20 protein-coding genes and 1 pseudogene are annotated in these 17,223 nt (G+C 57.5%); 18 read left to right on the forward strand and 3 right to left on the reverse strand.

The window, feature by feature from the left end:
- The first annotated feature begins 2 nt into the window (after positions 1-2).
- The 4 genes from ACEN8Q_RS16630 to ACEN8Q_RS16645 are packed head-to-tail and all read left to right on the forward strand — an operon-like array spanning position 3 to position 5,014.
- Positions 3-122 (forward strand): GpE family phage tail protein, encoded by a 120-nt coding sequence (locus ACEN8Q_RS16630; protein WP_150812457.1) that lies wholly within the window; start codon positions 3-5, stop codon positions 120-122.
- Entirely contained in the window at positions 112-3,312 is a 3,201-nt protein-coding gene (locus ACEN8Q_RS16635) for a phage tail tape measure protein (RefSeq protein WP_413703439.1), read from the forward strand. Before ACEN8Q_RS16630 ends, ACEN8Q_RS16635 begins: the two co-directional genes overlap by 11 nt.
- 5 nt (positions 3,313-3,317) lie before the next feature.
- Positions 3,318-3,758 (forward strand): phage tail protein, encoded by a 441-nt coding sequence (locus ACEN8Q_RS16640; RefSeq protein WP_150812455.1) that lies wholly within the window; start codon positions 3,318-3,320, stop codon positions 3,756-3,758.
- A complete protein-coding gene (locus ACEN8Q_RS16645) occupies positions 3,755-5,014 on the forward strand; it encodes a phage late control D family protein (RefSeq protein ID WP_413703440.1) in 1,260 nt (419 codons plus the stop codon). Before ACEN8Q_RS16640 ends, ACEN8Q_RS16645 begins: the two co-directional genes overlap by 4 nt.
- Positions 5,015-5,076: 62 nt before the next feature.
- On the opposite strand, the gene ACEN8Q_RS16650 is transcribed toward ACEN8Q_RS16645, so the two are convergent.
- A complete protein-coding gene (locus tag ACEN8Q_RS16650) occupies positions 5,077-5,250 on the reverse strand; it encodes a hypothetical protein (RefSeq protein ID WP_413703441.1) in 174 nt (57 codons plus the stop codon).
- Between the two features lie 150 nt (positions 5,251-5,400).
- Entirely contained in the window at positions 5,401-5,745 is a 345-nt protein-coding gene (locus ACEN8Q_RS16655) for a helix-turn-helix domain-containing protein (protein WP_413703442.1), read from the reverse strand.
- A gap of 86 nt (positions 5,746-5,831) precedes the next feature.
- On the opposite strand from ACEN8Q_RS16655, the gene ACEN8Q_RS16660 reads away from it, so the two are divergent.
- From ACEN8Q_RS16660 to ACEN8Q_RS16710, 11 genes are all read left to right on the forward strand, one after another.
- Positions 5,832-6,044, forward strand: coding sequence for a DNA-binding protein (locus ACEN8Q_RS16660; protein ID WP_413703443.1), 213 nt, complete (start codon positions 5,832-5,834; stop codon positions 6,042-6,044).
- A 29-nt stretch (positions 6,045-6,073) separates the two neighbouring features.
- Positions 6,074-6,547, forward strand: a complete 474-nt coding sequence (locus ACEN8Q_RS16665) for a YmfL family putative regulatory protein (protein ID WP_413703444.1) — start codon at positions 6,074-6,076, stop codon at positions 6,545-6,547.
- On the forward strand, positions 6,544-6,837 hold the full coding sequence (locus tag ACEN8Q_RS16670) for an ogr/Delta-like zinc finger family protein (protein ID WP_258684607.1): 294 nt from the start codon (positions 6,544-6,546) through the stop codon (positions 6,835-6,837). Before ACEN8Q_RS16665 ends, ACEN8Q_RS16670 begins: the two co-directional genes overlap by 4 nt.
- The gene (locus ACEN8Q_RS16675; RefSeq protein WP_413703445.1) at positions 6,834-7,208 is read left to right on the forward strand and encodes a hypothetical protein; all 375 of its coding nucleotides are present in this window, start codon (positions 6,834-6,836) and stop codon (positions 7,206-7,208) included. The genes ACEN8Q_RS16670 and ACEN8Q_RS16675 overlap by 4 nt, the downstream gene beginning before the upstream one ends.
- Positions 7,209-7,276: 68 nt before the next feature.
- The gene (locus ACEN8Q_RS16680) at positions 7,277-7,516 is read left to right on the forward strand and encodes a hypothetical protein (RefSeq protein WP_413703446.1); all 240 of its coding nucleotides are present in this window, start codon (positions 7,277-7,279) and stop codon (positions 7,514-7,516) included.
- Between the two features lie 5 nt (positions 7,517-7,521).
- Positions 7,522-10,320, forward strand: coding sequence for a toprim domain-containing protein (locus tag ACEN8Q_RS16685; RefSeq protein WP_413705505.1), 2,799 nt, complete (start codon positions 7,522-7,524; stop codon positions 10,318-10,320).
- 26 nt (positions 10,321-10,346) lie between these two features.
- Positions 10,347-10,649 (forward strand): hypothetical protein, encoded by a 303-nt coding sequence (locus ACEN8Q_RS16690; protein WP_413703447.1) that lies wholly within the window; start codon positions 10,347-10,349, stop codon positions 10,647-10,649.
- A 38-nt stretch (positions 10,650-10,687) separates the two neighbouring features.
- Positions 10,688-10,825, forward strand: a complete 138-nt coding sequence (locus ACEN8Q_RS16695) for a hypothetical protein (protein ID WP_413703448.1) — start codon at positions 10,688-10,690, stop codon at positions 10,823-10,825.
- Positions 10,826-11,163: 338 nt separating this feature from the next.
- The gene (locus ACEN8Q_RS16700; RefSeq protein ID WP_413705506.1) at positions 11,164-11,355 is read left to right on the forward strand and encodes a helix-turn-helix transcriptional regulator; all 192 of its coding nucleotides are present in this window, start codon (positions 11,164-11,166) and stop codon (positions 11,353-11,355) included.
- A gap of 115 nt (positions 11,356-11,470) precedes the next feature.
- Positions 11,471-11,917 (forward strand): hypothetical protein, encoded by a 447-nt coding sequence (locus ACEN8Q_RS16705; RefSeq protein ID WP_413703449.1) that lies wholly within the window; start codon positions 11,471-11,473, stop codon positions 11,915-11,917.
- A 501-nt stretch (positions 11,918-12,418) separates the two neighbouring features.
- A complete protein-coding gene (locus tag ACEN8Q_RS16710) occupies positions 12,419-12,781 on the forward strand; it encodes an NUDIX hydrolase (RefSeq protein WP_413703450.1) in 363 nt (120 codons plus the stop codon).
- A gap of 199 nt (positions 12,782-12,980) precedes the next feature.
- Here ACEN8Q_RS16710 and ACEN8Q_RS16715 read toward each other — a convergent pair whose 3' ends face one another.
- A complete protein-coding gene (locus tag ACEN8Q_RS16715; RefSeq protein ID WP_413703451.1) occupies positions 12,981-14,192 on the reverse strand; it encodes a tyrosine-type recombinase/integrase in 1,212 nt (403 codons plus the stop codon).
- Between the two features lie 518 nt (positions 14,193-14,710).
- Between ACEN8Q_RS16715 and ACEN8Q_RS16720 the strand changes: the two genes are divergently transcribed.
- From ACEN8Q_RS16720 to ACEN8Q_RS16730, 3 genes and pseudogenes are all read left to right on the forward strand, one after another.
- Positions 14,711-16,231, forward strand: a complete 1,521-nt coding sequence (locus tag ACEN8Q_RS16720; protein ID WP_413703452.1) for a Fic family protein — start codon at positions 14,711-14,713, stop codon at positions 16,229-16,231.
- Positions 16,232-16,621: 390 nt separating this feature from the next.
- On the forward strand, positions 16,622-16,891 hold the full coding sequence (locus ACEN8Q_RS16725) for a short-chain dehydrogenase (protein WP_102699017.1): 270 nt from the start codon (positions 16,622-16,624) through the stop codon (positions 16,889-16,891).
- A 77-nt stretch (positions 16,892-16,968) separates the two neighbouring features.
- Positions 16,969-17,223 (forward strand): annotated as a pseudogene (locus ACEN8Q_RS16730) (type II toxin-antitoxin system HicB family antitoxin); the annotation flags it as partial.

The raw sequence follows: 17,223 nt of genomic DNA on the forward strand, positions 1-17,223 counted from the left end.
CCATGGCCGATCTGGCCGTGGTCTTTCACTGGGCACCAGCCGACATGGATCGACTGGGCCTGCAGGAACTGATGGACTGGCGCGAGAGGGCGCGGGTTAGGAGTAGCGCCGATGGCCAATGATCTACGACTTCAGGTATTGCTCAATGCCATCGACAAGGCCTCCGCGCCGCTGCGGCAAATTAGCCAGGGCAGCCTCGAAACTGCCCGGGCATTGAAGGACGCCCGCGACCGCCTCAAGGAACTCAACACCCAACAGAAGGACGTCAGCGCCTGGCGCGAGCTGCAAGCCACCAACCGCGAGACAGCGGCTGCGCTGGAGGCCAGTAACGCCAAGCTGGGTGAACTCAGTCGCGCCACGGCCAAAGTGCGTCAGCAACTGGCCCCCACCCAGGCGCTGGTCGAACAGTCACGGCAAAAATTCGATGCGCTCAAGGACACCCAAGGCGATCTGAAGCGCGAACTCACCGGCTCACGCAATGCCCTTGGGTTGGTCCGTGACGAATACAACAAGGCACGCTCCCAGATTGCCACCCTCAACGCCGTGACCAGTCAGGGCAACACCCTGACCGACAAGCAGCGCGTCGAATACGAACAACTGACCACGGCTCAACGAGCCCGTAAGGTCGAGCTCGACCAACTGGCAGCCAAAGAAAAAAACCTATCCGAAGGCTACACCGCCGGTAATACGCAGCTACGTTCCGCCCGTGCAGGGTATGCCAGCCTGCGCGAAGAGCTGCGTCGGCTGGAGCAGCCGCACAAGGCCCAACTTGCCCTGTTGCGTCAGCAGACCGGCGAATCCAAACGGTTGGGCGAACAGTACGGACAGCAGAAAGCCAAACTGGCCAGCCTCGGCGCACAGCTCAAAGAAGCGGGAATCAACACCAGCGCCCTTGGCGCGCACGAGCTCAAGCTCAAGAGCCAAATCGACGCCGCCAACACCAGCATCGATACTCAAAGCAAGCGCATGGCAGCCATGAGTGCGCAGCAGGCCCGGGCAGCGAAACTACGCGCCAACTTCGGCAGGAGTCGGGAGATGGTGGGAGTCACGGCAACCGCCGGTGCCAGCTCTGTCGCCACCGGTGCGGCCGCTGGGCTGCCGATTCTGGCAATGGTGAAGAACTATTCGAGCTTCGAGGACGCCATGGCCGGTGTCGCCAAGCAGGTCGAGGGTGCCCGAGACGACAACGGCAAACTCACCCAGACCTATTACGACATGGGGGCGGCCATCAAGAAGATGGGAGAAAGCATCCCCATGGCCACCACCGACATCGCCGCGCTCGTTGAGGGCGGTGCGCGGATGGGTATTCAGGGCAAGGACAACCTGCTCGAATTCGCTCGCGTCGCGGGCACGGCCGCCACGGCTTTCGAATTACCCGCCGACCAGGTCGGTGAGAGCCTGGCGCGTATCGCCCAGCTCTACAAACTGCCAATCAAGAACGTCAGCCAGCTCGGTGACGCCATCAACTACCTTGACGACAACGCCATGTCCAAAGGCTCCGACATCATTGACGTGATGCAGCGCACTGCCGGCATTACTGCCTCGGTGGGCATGTCGTTCAAGGATGCGGCGGCGTTGGGCTCCACCTTCCTGACCCTGGGTGCTTCGGCGGAAGTCGCGGGCACAGCCACCAACGCAATGATCCGTGAACTGGCGATTGCGACGCAGCAGCCAAAGAAGTTTCAGAAAGGACTGGCGGCGGTTGGGCTGGAAGCGAAAGCCGTGCAAGAGGGCATGGCCAAGGACGCCACTGGCACCATCCAAAAGGTGCTGGATGCGGTGAGCAAGTTGCCCAAGGCCAAACAGCTTGGCGTTATGACTGAGCTGTTCGGCAAGGAATACGGCGACGACGCCGCAAAGCTCGCCGCCAACATCGGCGAATACCGCCGCCAGCTTGAGCTGGTGAACAGCACCAAGGGCAGCGGATCGATGCAACGCGAGGGCGACATCCGCAGTGAAGCTCTGTCAGCCCGCTGGCAGATGACGCAAAACCGAATGTTCAACCTCAGCAGCGCCCTGGGCGAAACGCTGCGACCAACCCTCATCGAGCTGGTCGACGGCTTTAACCGCATCATTGAGCGGGTGAACACCTGGGCAACTCAAAACCCTACGCTTGTCGCGAGCCTGTTGAAAGTCGCGGCAGGGATTGCAGCCTTGTCTGCTGGCTTCGGTGTCGTCGCACTCGGCATATCCGGTGTGCTTGGCCCTTTCCTCGCCGTGCGTTTCGCACTGTCCATGATGGGGCTGAAAATCCCCACACTGCTGGGCTTGCTGAGAGTGCTGGCCGTAGCCTTTAGCGGTGGACTGGTAACAGCTATTCGTGCCGTCAGCATCGCCCTGTGGGGGCTGGCAGCCAACCCTGTAGCGCTGGCCATCGCCGCCGTCGTGGCCGTACTTGCCGGTGCCGGCTACCTCATCTATCAGAACTGGGACCAGGTGAAGCTGTACTTCGCCAATGCCTGGACCGAGATCAAGGCCGGTTTCAGCGGCGGCATCGGCGGCATTCTCACCACCCTGGCCAACTTCAGTCCGATTGGGCTGATCTACCAGGCCTTTGCTGGAGTGCTGAGCTACCTGGGCGTGGATCTGCCGACGCGCTTCACCGAGTTCGGCAACATGATCGTCAACGGCCTGGTCAACGGGTTACTGGCCGGCGCCGGACAGATCAAGGAGGCCATCACCTCGCTCGGTGGTTCGACCATCGACTGGTTCAAGGAAAAGCTCGGCATCCACAGCCCGTCGCGGGTCTTTGCCGAACTGGGCGGTTTCACCATGGCAGGCCTGACGCAGGGGCTGCAATCCGGTGAACAAGGGCCGCTTGATGCCGTCGCGCAAATCAGCAAGCAGCTCACCAGCGCGGGGGCGTTCGTGATGAATGCGATCGCAGGTCCCACTTCGATGGAGGAACAACGCACCCCGGCCGAGGCTGCCGGGGTGGCTCAACCGCTCAAGGCGGCGCAATCGACCGTGCCCATGGCCAGTCCCTCTGGCACTGAAACCGGCGTTCTGGCGACGTTAGCCACCCTCGGCAAACAGTTCACGGCCGCCGGCGCCATGGCACTGGGCAGCATCGCGGCGCCCGTCATGGCCATGGGCACGGCTGCAACTCCAGCGATTGAAATCGACAACCGAGCCCCCGTCGCCCCGCTGGCTGCCTCGACCTACGACAGTCACGACCACTACGAAATCAACATTCACCCAGCCCCGGGCATGGATGCCCAGGCCATTGCCCGTGCCGTGCGTGCCGAACTGACCCGCATCGATCGGGAAAAGTCCGCCCGCAAGCGCAGCCAACTGTCCGACCAGGAGTAACCCGCATGATGCTCGCCCTCGGCATGTTCGTTTTTAGCCTGCACACGGCTGCCTATCAGGAAATGCAGCGCCAGACGGAATGGCGCCACCCCGGCAGCAACCGTATCGGTGCCCAACCGGCCCGTCAGTTCCTGGGCCGAGGGGAGGATGCCGTCACCCTCCCCGGCATCATCCTTCCGGAGTTGGCCGGTACCGTTTTGAGCCTAGATGCGCTGCGCCAGATGGCGGATACCGGCAAGGCCTGGCCCATGGTTGAAGGCACCGGTCGGTTGTGTGGGCTGTGGGTGATCGACAGCCTGACGGAAACCAGGACCATCTTCTTTTCCAACGGCGCCGCGCGGCGGATCGAGTTCAACCTGAGCCTGAAGCGCGTCGACGATGGCCGTGTCGATCTGCTCGGTGCGAGCACCGGCACCGGCTTGAACATTCTGAGGGGGCTGCTGTGATCGATGCTGCGATTGCCCGTGTGACGGGCTACGTGAACAGCACCCTCGAACAGAGTCGCCGCGATGCCACCTATCCGGTACCGGCGTTCCGCTTGACCGTCGACGGCAACGACATCGCGCAGCTGATTAGTCCGCGGCTGATGAGCCTGGAGCTCACCGACAATCGCGGCATCGAGGCCGATCAACTCAGCATCACGCTCAGTGACCACGATGGCCTGCTGGCCATTCCACCCAAGGGCGCGATCTTGCGGCTGTGGCTGGGCTGGAGTGATACCGGCCTGGTCGACAAAGGCACCTACACCGTCGACGAAACCGAGCACAGCGGCGCCCCCGACGTCCTCAGCATTCGCGCGCGATCGGCGGACCTGCGCAAAGGACTCAAGACCAAACGCGAGCGCAGCTGGAGCAACACCACCCTCGGTGAAGTGCTGGGTGCCATCGCCAGTGGTAATGGCCTCAAGGCAACGATTGCCGAGGCCCTGGGCGGTCTGCCCATTCTGCAGCTCGACCAGGCCAATGAGTCAGATGCCAACCTGATCAGTCGACTGGGCGAAGAGTTCGATGCCGTGGCCACGGTCAAAGCTGGCTGCCTGCTGTGCATGCCGGCCGGCGGTGGCAAAACGGCCAGCGGCATGGCACTGCCCCATATCACCCTGACCCGCGTCGATGGCGACCAGCACCGGTACCTGCAAGCCGATCGCGACAGCTACGACGGTGTGCGAGCCTATTACTACGACGTGAACAGTGCCAAAAAGCAGGAGGCTATTGCCGGCGGAGGCGAAAACCTCAAGGACTTGCGCCATACCTACAGCGACCGGCAGTCCGCCCTGCGGGCTGCCCGGGCCGAGTTCAACCGCCTGCAACGAGGCAGCGCCACCCTGAGCTACACCCTTGCCCGGGGCCGGCCGGATTTGATCCCGGAACTGACCTACACACTCCAGGGCGTGAAGGCCGAGATTGATGAAATCATCTGGTATGGGGGCAACGTGCAGCACAGCCTCAGCGCCGACAGCGGCTACACCATGAGCCTCGACCTGGAAAGCAAACTGCCGGAGGACACGGTGGAAGACTTGGCCGAGGAAAACAAAGGGGAGTACACCGGCATCATCGCCTACTACCGAGACAAGAAAACTGGAAAGGAAAAGACCGTGACGGCGGGTGATCAGTCAAAGCCCAAACGGCTGCGGTGGTTGTACGCCAGTGAAAAAACCGCGAAACGGGCAGTGGACAGAGAATTGAAAAAACTTTCTGCCTGAGCGAGGTGCTGTGGATCTAAAAACAGGTCAACAAACGATGACCTACCACCCGCCTTCTCCACTCACTCTGCTTGTTTGACCGACGCCATCGCCTGCAGCACCGAAAGAATCCGCATCTGATCATCCGAAGACAGTCTCCGATATCCGGCGAGCAGCTCAAGCTCCAGCTTTGTGACGGGCTCAATTACCGAAAATCCGGTGGGCTTTGGGTGGGAGTAGATGCGGATCGGTTCCATCGTTTGCCAAATTCCAATACTGTATGCGCATACAGTACATTTCTGAAGCGATTTCGCCAATGGGCCGGACAGTCAGAAACAAAAAAGCCCAGCCTGGGCTGAGCTTTTTTCCGCTACCTATCGAACGGCACCACTGTACAAGACTGGTAACTACTGCGGTGTAGGCACCGAGCTTTTACCCACCGTTGCCATCGCTGCTGCCATACGACGGAGTGTTTCTTTGTCGTAGTCCGAAAGCTCTTTTAGGTACGACAGCATCTCAAGCTCAAAGGACGAAAGCTGATCTGGCGAGATCGGGAAGTGCTTTCCAAATAACACGTAATGCACATCCATTCCCAGAGCTTCGGCAGCAGCCAAATATTTTGCGTCTGGGCTTCTTTCATCCTTCTCGTAATTCAGCTGAGTGTTCTTCGCAATACCGCATGCAACAGCCAATTCCGTTTGGCTAACGCCCAGCCGTGTCCGCTCCTCGCGCAGCCGAGCCCCAATTGTCATCAATTTTGCACCCTCTAGCCTTGACACTCCCAATTTATTGGGACAATATCGTCAAAAATTCACACCAAATCACACGAATTAGCACTATGCCGAACACAGCTATCACCGAGCAAGCACTACGACTTGCCAGACAACGGTTGATTGAGCAGGGATTGTCCACGGCTGATTTCGCCAAACGACACGACCTCAACCCAAGCACCGTATACGCGGTTTTGAATGGGCAGAAAAAGTGCCTACGGGGCGAAGCGCATCGAGCAGCTGTGCTCCTCGGGATCAAAGACGGCGTGATTACAAATTAGGGCCTCTGGCTCACGGAGGAAACCAGAAGATGAAACGCCCAGTACTAGAAACCAGACGCCAAGTTGTTAGTGCAGTTGTTTGCGCTTACCCAGGTGGCCGTGAATGCGCTGCAGCGCGCCTCGGCTACGAACTCAAGAAATTCGACAACCACGTCTACGAAAACGCCGGCAGCCGGCCATTGAGCGATGATCAGATTCATATGCTCGAGCGAGACGCCGGTACCAGCTTTTTTCCTGAATACGTGGCCTCGCTTTACAGCGGCATGTTCGTGCCTATCGCCGATCCCGAAACACTGGACAACATCGAGTTGTATAGCCGTTCGGTCAGCACGGCAGCCAAGCGTGGCGTGGTCGATCAGATCATCGATAAAGCGTTGGCTGATGGTGTCATCGAGAAAGGTGAGGCGGCTGCAATCCTTGCTGCCCACAGCAAATACTTGAGCGCTCGCCATGGCGAGGTGCTGGCCACGATTCAACTGCACAGCAAGGAGGCCGACCAGTGAGCGTCTACAAAATGGTCTGCCCCCACTGCATGGGCCGCATGCGTATCCGCACCAGCGAAGGCACCCACATTTTCCTGCGCGTGGCCTATCTGCAATGCGCAAACGAAGCTTGCGGCTGGTCCGTGCGTGCCGAGTTCGAAATGACTCATGAAATGAGTCCGAGCGGCATGCCCAACCCAACCGTCAAGTTACCCGTAGCCCCTGTTGCATTGCGGCGCCAGGCGATGAAGTCCCAGGACGATCAGCCTGATTTGCTGGACTCACTCGATATGGAGGTTGAATACGCATGAACGCCATCACCTTGACGATCAATCCTACCAATGACTATCGCGCGGCCATGCAGCAAGCGGCCGTGGCCTACCTGTACCGCCAACATGGGCAGCACCTGTCCGGCGACCACTTGCTGCTTGAAAACTGCAAACACTATCTCGTCCAGTCGCTCGAAGTACCCGAGCACCTGGTGCAGAGAATCGCTGAACTGGCAGTTGCCGAATTCGAAAGCATGACCACAAAACGCGTGGCCCTGCTGGGCATCTATCCGGCAAGCAGTGCTTATCGGTACCTGGTCTGGTTGTTGGATACCCAAACACAGAAGCGCTATCCCGTACCGGCGCGCTTCTTACCAGCGCGCTTGCTGACCTCCCGCGACACCTCGAACTAAATCTGAACCGCCCCTGACATGCCCGCATTGCGTGGGTAAGGGGAAACTGCACTTTATTGGTGGCCGAAATGAGCAATATCACCATCCATCTGGAGTTAAACCAGAAGCAGGCCGAGCAATACCTGCGCTGGCTCGACAACCAGTACGACACCACCATGGCCGACGTTTGGTACTCCGATCGCTATCGGGAAGTACCACGCGGCGAGCGCGGTCCGAAGGTGTTGAAGGACATCCCATACCTTGCCGGCATTTGCCGGACCCGCAACGAGCTGAAAAAGCAGCTCGGCGGTGTGGAGCGTGCGCAGTGAAGACAATGGATCATCAACTGCGCGCCGATGTTCTCCAGCGGCTCGAGGCCGACTTTGGTTTGCAGCACATGGCGGGCACCCAGTACATGCGTAAAGGCACCTGCCCCCAGTGCAACCAGCGGCGCCTGTTTTCCCGCTACGACGAGCCGTGGTTCATCCGCTGCGGTCGCGAGCAGAAATGCCGTTACATGGAGCCGGTGAAAGAGCTGTACAGCGACCTGTTCGACGACTGGAGCAAGCGCGCACCGGCCACCGACGACCAACCCGCTGCCAGTGCCAAGGCCTATTTGACCTTCGCCCGCGGCTTCGACATTGGTCAGATTGAGGGCTGGTACTCCCAAGAGCATTACTTTGATCGGGATCTGAACATCGGCTCGGCCACCGTTCGCTTTCCACTCGACAAAGGCGGCTACTGGGAACGCCTCATCGACAAGCCGAACCGCTTCGGCAAAAAGAAGGCGCGTTTCAAACCCGGCGAAAGCTACAAGGGGTTCTGGTGGGTACCGCCCTGCGTGGACCTGCTGCAGGTCGACGAACTGTGGATCGTCGAAGGCATCTTCGACGCCATCGCCCTGGTGCAAAACGGTATCCCCGCCGTTGCTGCGCTTTCCTCGAACGCCTATCCAGAAGAATCGCTGAAAGCCCTGATCACCGCCCGCGCCGGCAAAACGCCGAAGCTGATTTGGGCGCTGGACAACGAACCAGGTGCGCACAAATACACCCGCATGTGGGTCCGTCAGGCGCGTGACCTTGGCTTCACCTGCGAGGCTGCGCAGATCCCTCAACCCGACTCCCGCAAGGTCGACTGGAACGATCTGCATCAGCGCTGGGCGTTCATGGACGACGTCGAAGCCCGTACCCAGCGGATCGACAAGGAGCTGGAGGACGCCAAGCACCACGGAGCCCTGCTGATTGCAGAGAGTGCCGTGGAAAAAGCCCTGCTTATGTACCAGTGGCGCGAGCGCGAGGAGTTTCACTTCGGCTTCGACTCACGCCTGTACTGGTGGAAGTTGGACATCTCGAAGTTCAACAGCGCGATGCAGGCGCTGGAAGCCAGCGACAACCATGAAGACCAACAACTCAACGAAAAAGCACGTCGTGCCAAGGCACTGCGCATGTCCGGCTGCGTGGTCGAGATCGCCAACTGCTACCCCAAGGCGCTGTATTTCCAGCGCAACGAGATTACCGATGAGTCCTGGTACTTCTTCCGCGTCGACTTTCCGCATGACGGAGGCTCGGTGAAAAACACCTTCACCGGTGGCCAGGTCGCGGCAGCCAGCGAATTCAAGAAAAGACTTCTCGGCATGGGTGCCGGAGCCGTGTTCACCGGTAGTGGGCAACAGTTGGACAAGATCATGAAAGACCAGCTTTTCGGTATCAAAACCGTGCAAACCATCGACTACGTGGGTTACAGCCGAGAGTACGGCTGCTACGTGTTCAATGACGTCGCCATCAAGGAAGGACAGCTCATCACCATCAACGAAGAGGAGTTCTTCGAGATGGGCAAACTGAAACTCAAGAGCCTGCAAAAAGGCGTGAAAATCGCCCTGCAGAAGGACGCCAAGGACTACGACACGCGCTGGCTGGACTTGCTCTGGCAATGCTTCGGCGCCCAGGGCACCGTCGCTCTGACGTTCTGGTTTGGCTCCCTGTTCGCCGAGCAGATCCGCGCTCGGTACCAATCGTTCCCGTTCCTGGAAGCCACGGGCGAGGCCGGCGCCGGTAAGACCACCCTGCTCACCCTGCTGTGGAAACTGCTGGGCCGCGAAGGGTACGAAGGCTTCGACCCATCCAAGTCCACCAAGGCCGGCCGCAGCCGCCTGATGGGCCAGATTTCCGGTATGCCCGTCGTGCTGCTGGAGTCCGATCGCAGCGGCGACGATAAGGCCCACGCCAAGACGTTCGAATGGGACGAACTCAAGGACTACTTCGGCGGCGGCACGCTGGCGACCAAGGGTGTCAAAACCGCTGGCAACGAGACCTACGAGCCTCCGTTCCGCGCCACCATCGCCATCAGCCAGAACGCGCCGGTCGTAGCCTCCGAAGCGATCATGACCCGGATTGTGAAGCTGCACTTTGTGCGGCCGACCGTGACGGCTGAAAGCCGCGCGGCGGCAGACCTGCTCAATTCCCTGGAGGGTGCGAAACTCAGCAACTTCCTGCTGCAAGCGGTGCGCAAAGAGTCGGAGGTGATGGAGCTGTTTGCCCAGCGCCTGCCCGGCTACGAAGCCAAACTGCGCACCCTGCACAGCCATTGCTTCGCGTGTGATACGCCCTTCAAGGATGAACAGGAACACTGTGGCCACTGCGGCAACAAGCTGCGCGGCTACATCCGTGTGGAGCGGATCAACAAGAACCACGCCCAACTGCTCGCCCTGCTCGACTGCCTGCGCCTGGTCGTGCCCCTCAGCGATGCTCAGATCAGTCACACCCGCACCCAGATCATCCGCATGGCGATCGAGCGCCAGGCCTCGATCAGTTCGGATCACCCGGTAGTGGCTGAGTTTTGGGAAGTCTACGAATACCTCGAAGGCCTGGACGCTGACGGCCCCGTGGTCAACCACAGCAAGAAAGACAACACCATCGCTATCAACCTCAACGACTTCGTCAAATGCGCGGCCGAGCACCGCCAGAAGGTCGCCGACATCAGCGAATTGAGGGACCGCCTGAAGGACTCGCGCTCTCGAAAACTGCTCGACACCAACAAGGCCACCGACAGCGCGGTACGTGCCTACCAGTCCAAGCATTCCAACGCCGTCGTCACCAAGCAACCCATTGTGAAGTGCTGGATTTTTCAGGCCTGACCGCCAATCACCGACAGGACAGATGAATGCAAATTCAAATACTCGCCGGCAGTGACACATCGGCATCCCTGCGGGACCGCGTCACCGAGCTGCTGAACCAAATGGGCAACGATCACCGGAAAACCGTGCAGGCCGATGCGTACGGTGCCGATGGACTCGTTGACATCTTGGAGGTTCGGGCAGCAGACGGTCAGCGCGAGATTTTGGTACTGAACTGCTCACGACTGCAGATTCAGGCGGTACTGGAATGGCAGTCATGCATTGAGGACAACAACGAATTTGAAGGCTTGGAGCTGCACCTGGTGCGAACGCCAGACAGCGACATGTAACGCCGGCTGCAACCGGCCAGCACTGAAAGGAGAGAACCATGCAGCACACCAATGAAACAGCCCAACAGGGCAGCAGGGAATTGTTGAGCAATCTGCTCAGCACGATCGCAACCGTCGTCCTCATTGCGGTTACGGCAATGCAGGTACCTGACTTACTGATCTGGCTTGCCCGCTAAATACGGAAATGGTGCCGAGGGGCTGCAACCCCTCGGCACCGACCACCACTGAAAGGAGAGAACCATGCAAGCCCAAACCTTCAACGATGGCGCCACAGAGGCTATCACGAACACGGTTACACCCGGCTCTAGAACTCGTCCCACAATGGCTAGCCATCGTCTTGATCTGCCAAACGTCTGCGATATTTGCGGAAAAGCCCGCTCCACGCGCAAACACCAAAATTGCAGTCGTCTAAGGCAACAACGCAAGTCCGTGGAATGGGCTGCCCTCATGGCGGAAAAGGCTGCCGCCAAGCAAGCGAAGGGGCGTCGGTATGCCTAAACAACTCGACCGTTTCATGAGAGAAAAAGAGGTCCTGGACGTAACATCGTTTTCAAGGACTACACTCTGGCGGGAGATTAAACGAGGTAGGTTTCCTAAGTCCGTGGTGATTTCCGCCGGCCGAGTCGGTTGGCGGGAATCAGCCATAGCCGCATGGCAGACCAACCCGGAAAGCTGGCAGAACTACAAATCAAATGAGGCCGCGTAAGCGGCCTTTTCCATACAGCAAGGCGAGACACTATGGCAATCCTGACCTTTGCTACACTTTAAGGGCTGTGCTCACGGACGTTGAGAGCGGTCCAACGCAGAGCTGGGGAGGCAATATGTCTTGGTCGGTGACGGTGGAGCGGGAAACGAAGAGGAGACTGGTACTTCAAAAGTGGTTAGAGCATGTTGCTCAAGCTACAGCTGCTGGCGAGAAACCTAATAAGCGTAAGTTTGTTATGAACTCAAAAGGCGAACCATACGAAACCAACATTACCAGCCTCAATAGTTGGATTGATAGGTACGCTATCCATTCTTCTGGCACCTCCAGGACTGGTGCAGCAAATACCAAAGAAGCCAGTAAATTTTACGCCAACTCTGTAGCTGCCCTTGAAGACGACTTCAAAACGTTTCTTGCTGAGCGACGACAGCCTGAAAATCAATACCGCTTGGACTTCTGCAGAGGACAGCAGAAATTGTTACGTGCTCTGCTGGCAGAAATTGATAGGCAGATTTTTGAGTTGGAGACCAAGCTAGCCTCGAAGCCCAAAGAGCGCCGTCAATGAGATTTACACCCGCTGGCACACCCCGTGCTACGCGATAACCCTGACCAAGTTCTACACTTGGTAGAGCGTCTAACCACAACCGTTAAAAAACGAATTTAGTCACACTCCATACATCGTTCTACCTCAGTGCATTGCTGCCTTCGCTGGTATCGAGGGCAATGAAGAGGTGCAACGCGTGGTTATGCTCGCTTTGCGTTTTGTAACGCTGCCGTGCTTGTGAAGCTGATCATCCCTACAACCGATTTGCCGTCACTCTGCTCACTGTCCGCTACTGGCCGGTTTCTGCCCCTCACGAAGGGCCGCTATGGGCTGCAGCCCTTCGTGACAGACAGCAATCGGCTGAAGCGGCCAGTCGCTAAAGACACATCACAATCGCTTATCGCTAAGGCAATCTGGCACTTTTTTGAGTTTGGCTGGCTCTATATGTTGCATTCGTCGAGAAATGCGTCCTGATAATGGCATTTTCATTAGAATTCAATGACAAGCGTTTCGGACCAGAAGATGAAAATCAGAGCGACAGTCATATGCGAGAGAGATAGGGAAGTCTTGTTCGTCCGCAAATCGAGATCAAAATGGTCTTTGCCTGGTGGCAAGGTGGAAGCTGGCGAAGCTATTGCTGGAGCTGCCGCTCGAGAACTCCAAGAAGAAACAGGACTAAATGTTGATCAACTCCTGTACATTTTTGAGTTCGATGCTGGCAACACACGCCACCATGTTTTTGAGGCATCTGTTCCAGATGCCGAAAGCGCCGCACCTCAAAACGAGATCATTGAGTGTATTTGGCATTCCTTGAGTACGTTTCATGAGCTAGACACAAGCGATGCTACGAAATCAATTGTCAGATCATTTCTACGGCGCCTTTAGCCCCCCTGAATCATCCCGTCGCATCATTCCGAGTGCCCGCAATGGGTCGTTCTCTGCCGGTCATGGCCATGCGGCTTGCTGCTCAGATCCGATGCAAATAACTGGTCAGGTGGAATGCAAATGGGTGGGCAAGTCTGTGCAATTACCCAATTTGGTGAAACAGGTGTAAACCTATTTCAGGACTAGGCAGCCCAAATACTTACTCCAGCTTTGCCGTTATGACGTTTTTCTGTAGCCAGGTTGCCCAGCGTTGAAGGCCGTGTTGCTTTTCATCGAAATAGTCGTAGCGATCATAATGTTTTGACGCCACGTCCCCGAAGGCATGACCCTGGATCCGGTCGCGAAGTTCTTTCGACAGCTTCGCGGCACCCATCAGGGTTTTGCAGGTGCGCCTCAAGTCTCGCATAGTAAAAGGGCCATTGAATTTGTCCGGATGCCGGCTGCATAGTTTGGTCACCGCACGGGACAGTGAGTTCGCATGCAGCGAACTGTCCGGCACTTTGCCCTCAAACGGGTAGATGCTTGTCGCATTGATTTCGTCCATAGCCTTCAAGCTCTGCCGCATCAGCTTGTTGTAGGGCACGACGTGCAACGAGCGTTCGCCTTCGGCCCCGCGACCTTTCTTGTTGCGAATGACCAGATGGTCTTTCAGATAGTGCCGACGCTCGGTCGCGAGTAGCTGCTCCGGACGCTGGCCACCGGAAGCGATCAAGAACTTGATCAACTCTGCTGTGACCACGCTCAGTTGTTCGGGCAGCATTTGCCAGAGGTGCCCGAGCTCCGTCGTGGACAAGGCGCGGTCACCAGGCTGCTCCCAATCGGCCTGAACGGGGACGCTGGCCACTGGGTTACTTTTGATCCCAAACTTCACATCGTCTTTTTGATAACTGCGCGGGTTGAACTCCTGCTCCAAAGCAACTTGGAAGGCCGCGTGCAGTTGAGATCGAAGCCGATTGCAGTAAGTGGTCACGCCATTCGCGATCATCTTGGCGATGATGTCTCGGATCTCACCTGGACCGACCAGGACAGCCGGAAGCTTTACCAAACTCGGGAAGGGTTCGGAAACGTAGTGTATGAACGACCACTTCACATCCTCTACGGAAGCTGCACCCTCCCCCGTCAGTTTGGTGATGTAGCCGTCCATCACATCCTGAAAGGTGCCGGGCGCAACCACGATCTCCTTTTCAGCACGGCATAGATCCCGGGCATCAGCCAAACCGAGCGTTGGCCAGGTACCAAGCTTGCTCTTAAGCTTCTTGCCGCTGCTGTAGCGCTGAAAGTAGAACTCCTTCGTCCCGTTCGGACGCACTCGAAGAAGCAACACGCCTTCGCCTCGAGCAGTTCGACCATCCGAGATCGTGTACTCCTTCTCCGCAGGCTTCATTGCCTTGATTTGTTTCTCTGTGAGCATTTGGGGGCCGTTACTGGGGGCTGTATGCCTGAAATTTGGGGCGAACCGATGAAACACATTGAAATCGCTGCTTGCCCTGAAAGCCCCGCCGTAGCTGGGTATTCGGGGCACAAGCATACATCCGGCGTCAATCTGAAACACCACCCACCCAAGATTCCCAAGCTGATAACGAGGGTTCGATTCCCTTCACCCGCTCCAATCGAATTTTGATCTCACGTCAGATGGTTTCGACGGGGGATGTAGAGACAGAAAAAACCGGCCTTGATGGCCGGTTTTTTTATGCCCGGGATTTGGTGGATTTTGCTTCTTCAGCCATTCCGCCATTTTCCCTGATCGATTCGCAAGTGCCCCAGGGCGATAGCGTCTATCCTAAGACCTGTTAGCGTTTTTTTCGAAAAATACGGATTTGTTATCAAATTCAATCCGACATTAGTGTTTCCACCGTTTCGAAATTAGCGTTTTCGCATAAGATCAAGGTTCTGTTAGCGTTTTTCTTGTCCCAGTAAAGGATTTCGTCAATGCAAGTCGGTTTCAAGACCCTCGCGACCCGTTACGACATCGCACTGGCACAGCCTCTGCGCGTCGAATCCATGATCGGCACGGTACGTGTCAATCGCGAAACCGACGGCAATGTGGAAAACCGATACCCGACAAGCTATCGGCCCGCAGACGATTTCGCAGGACATTTCGAATTCGGCCTCAAGTACGAAGAGATCCACCTCGAGTTCTTCGCCCGTCTGTTCGCAGCCATAGGCCCGCAGCCTGTCGAAGAGTGGTGTCGACGGGAGCCTTTCGGCCAATACGCCCGCCGCACGGGGTTCCTCTACGAATGGCTGACAGGCGAACGCCTGGATGTGCCTGACGTGACCAATGGCGGCTATGTCGATGTACTTTCGCCCCAGGACTATCTGACTCGTCGCGAAGCTCTGCGAACTCGTCGTTGGCGCATCAACAACAACCTGCCGGGGACGGCTGAGTTCTGCCCCTTGGTTCGCCGTACGGTGCCAGTGCAGGAAGCTCTGCAATTCAATCTGCGCGAAGCATTGGGTGAATTGGATCAGGCCTTTGGTGCCGACATCCTGATGCGTACGGCCAGTTGGCTGACATTCAAGGAATCGCGCGCGAGCTTTCTCATCGAAAAGGAAGCCGACCAGGCGGATCGCATCCAGCGGTTTGCCCATGTCATTGCCCAGTACTGCGGTCATATCAAAGACCCGTTGAGCAACGACAGCCTGCATTCCCTGCAAGCTGGCATTCTTGGACATGACGCCATCGGACTGGGCTTGCGGCGCTCTCCCGTATTTGTTGGCCAAGCAACAATGCGCGAGGACATCGTGCATTACATTGCCCCCGATTTCGCAGACCTCGCTCAGCTCTTGGCAGGCCTCAACGAGTTTGAGGTTGCAACCCGTGGCGCTGAGTCAGTGGCACGTGCCGCAGTGTTGGCATTTGGCTTCGTGTACATCCATCCCATGCGCGACGGGAATGGCCGGATTCACCGCTTCCTGATCAACGACACCCTGGTTCGGGACAAGGCAGTGCCCGACGGCGTGATATTGCCGGTGTCTGCCACAATCACAAGCTCGATCGACTTCAGGGCCGGCTACGATCGTACGCTGGAAGTATTCTCGCGACCGTTCATGCGACGTTACGCGACGGCCCATCGGTTCGGCGAACTCGTGACCTACGAGGACGGTACTCGCAGCAACTTCATCTTCGATGAATATGAGGACGCGCGCTTTGCCTGGCGCTATCCCGATCTGACCGAACACGTCCTGTACACCGCACGCGTTATCGAGCACACGATTAAAAAGGAAATGGCGGATGAAGCCAGAGTACTGGTGATCTTTCAGCGGGCTCAGGAACAGTTGAAAGAGGTATTGGAAATGCCAGACCAGGATGCGAACCGCATCATTCGCTCTATCAAGGAGAATGGCTGGACGGTGTCGGGCAAGCTGAAGAAAGGGTATCCGCAACTTGAAGATGAGCGCGTGGCAGAGCGCGTTGTGGAGGCTGTGCGTTCTGCGTTTGAGGATTGAGAGATGGGAGCTGTTGATGGGTTTGCCGAAGTCGGGCAACGGCCTGTTTTTTATGGATCAACAGAGCGCAACACTCGAAAAAGCAACGTCCTACACAACACTGGGAAATGTCCGTACACTTGCGCATTGCTGTGCTTTTGCCACGAGGCCTATAGTCCGAGCGCGCCAAAAATGGCGTTTCGGGTTTGGCGACCTGAAGTGGAATGCAAAAGCGCACTGGCTTGCTTGCAGGCGTTTTTGCATCTGTAGAGTTGTCGTTTTTTGGCAGCTGTGCGCGGGAGATCTTCGGATCTGCCGGCTTCCACTCCGGTTCGCCAACCTGCGTACAGTTGCCACCCTTTCGTTTGGCGACGATCGGCTGGTAGACCTCAACTAAGTGGAGCAATACTCATGAAAGAGTTCATGGCTTTAACCAGCAACGCCGACGATCTCCCCTCTCTATACGTCAACACCACCCAACCCCTGCACTCCCTGCTCAGCACCGCCAGCTACAGAATTCGAGCCGTCACTCAGCTCCTTGAAAACCTCGCGATGCGTGGCGACCTGACCTCCGACACAGTGGTCCTGAGCGACTTCGCATTGCTCTGCTGCGTGCCATTGCGCGATGGATGCGATGTGCTGGACGTCATCGCTCGACGCATGGATGCAGAACCTTCCTGACAGTCCACCTGGCGCCTTTCGGGGGCGCCCTTTGGGATTCATAACCCCACCCGCTGTGTTCACGGAGGGCCATGAACATGTTTTACCCGATTGCGATTTCCATGGGCGACGACGAACATGCGTGGGGCGTGGAAGTCCCGGATGTGCCAGGTTGTTTTAGCGCCGGTGAAGATCTGGAAGATGCGATAACCATGGTTCAACAAGCCATCGAGGGGCATTTCGAGATGCTCATCGAGGACGGTGCGCCCTTCCCCTCAGCCAGCAGCGTTACCCTGCATTCAGCCAATCCAAAGTACGCAGGTTGTACGTGGGCATTGGTGGAAGTCGACGTG

The sequence above is a fragment of the Pseudomonas sp. Pseusp16 genome (genome assembly GCF_047324915.1).
GTDB lineage: Bacteria > Pseudomonadota > Gammaproteobacteria > Pseudomonadales > Pseudomonadaceae > Aquipseudomonas > Aquipseudomonas fluorescens_CD.

Bases quoted from the DNA above. Each gene is read 5' to 3' on its own strand.
- ACEN8Q_RS16630 (WP_150812457.1), top strand. From the start codon at position 3: ATGGCCGATCTGGCCGTGGTCTTTCACTGGGCACCAGCCGACATGGAT.
- ACEN8Q_RS16635 (WP_413703439.1), top strand. From the start codon at position 112: ATGGCCAATGATCTACGACTTCAGGTATTGCTCAATGCCATCGACAAG.
- ACEN8Q_RS16640 (WP_150812455.1), top strand. From the start codon at position 3,318: ATGATGCTCGCCCTCGGCATGTTCGTTTTTAGCCTGCACACGGCTGCC.
- ACEN8Q_RS16650 (WP_413703441.1), bottom strand. From the start codon at position 5,250: ATGGAACCGATCCGCATCTACTCCCACCCAAAGCCCACCGGATTTTCG.
- ACEN8Q_RS16655 (WP_413703442.1), bottom strand. From the start codon at position 5,745: ATGACAATTGGGGCTCGGCTGCGCGAGGAGCGGACACGGCTGGGCGTT.
- ACEN8Q_RS16660 (WP_413703443.1), top strand. From the start codon at position 5,832: ATGCCGAACACAGCTATCACCGAGCAAGCACTACGACTTGCCAGACAA.
- ACEN8Q_RS16665 (WP_413703444.1), top strand. From the start codon at position 6,074: ATGAAACGCCCAGTACTAGAAACCAGACGCCAAGTTGTTAGTGCAGTT.
- ACEN8Q_RS16675 (WP_413703445.1), top strand. From the start codon at position 6,834: ATGAACGCCATCACCTTGACGATCAATCCTACCAATGACTATCGCGCG.
- ACEN8Q_RS16680 (WP_413703446.1), top strand. From the start codon at position 7,277: ATGAGCAATATCACCATCCATCTGGAGTTAAACCAGAAGCAGGCCGAG.
- ACEN8Q_RS16685 (WP_413705505.1), top strand. From the start codon at position 7,522: ATGGATCATCAACTGCGCGCCGATGTTCTCCAGCGGCTCGAGGCCGAC.
- ACEN8Q_RS16690 (WP_413703447.1), top strand. From the start codon at position 10,347: ATGCAAATTCAAATACTCGCCGGCAGTGACACATCGGCATCCCTGCGG.
- ACEN8Q_RS16695 (WP_413703448.1), top strand. From the start codon at position 10,688: ATGCAGCACACCAATGAAACAGCCCAACAGGGCAGCAGGGAATTGTTG.
- ACEN8Q_RS16700 (WP_413705506.1), top strand. From the start codon at position 11,164: ATGAGAGAAAAAGAGGTCCTGGACGTAACATCGTTTTCAAGGACTACA.
- ACEN8Q_RS16705 (WP_413703449.1), top strand. From the start codon at position 11,471: ATGTCTTGGTCGGTGACGGTGGAGCGGGAAACGAAGAGGAGACTGGTA.
- ACEN8Q_RS16710 (WP_413703450.1), top strand. From the start codon at position 12,419: ATGAAAATCAGAGCGACAGTCATATGCGAGAGAGATAGGGAAGTCTTG.
- ACEN8Q_RS16715 (WP_413703451.1), bottom strand. From the start codon at position 14,192: ATGCTCACAGAGAAACAAATCAAGGCAATGAAGCCTGCGGAGAAGGAG.
- ACEN8Q_RS16720 (WP_413703452.1), top strand. From the start codon at position 14,711: ATGCAAGTCGGTTTCAAGACCCTCGCGACCCGTTACGACATCGCACTG.
- ACEN8Q_RS16725 (WP_102699017.1), top strand. From the start codon at position 16,622: ATGAAAGAGTTCATGGCTTTAACCAGCAACGCCGACGATCTCCCCTCT.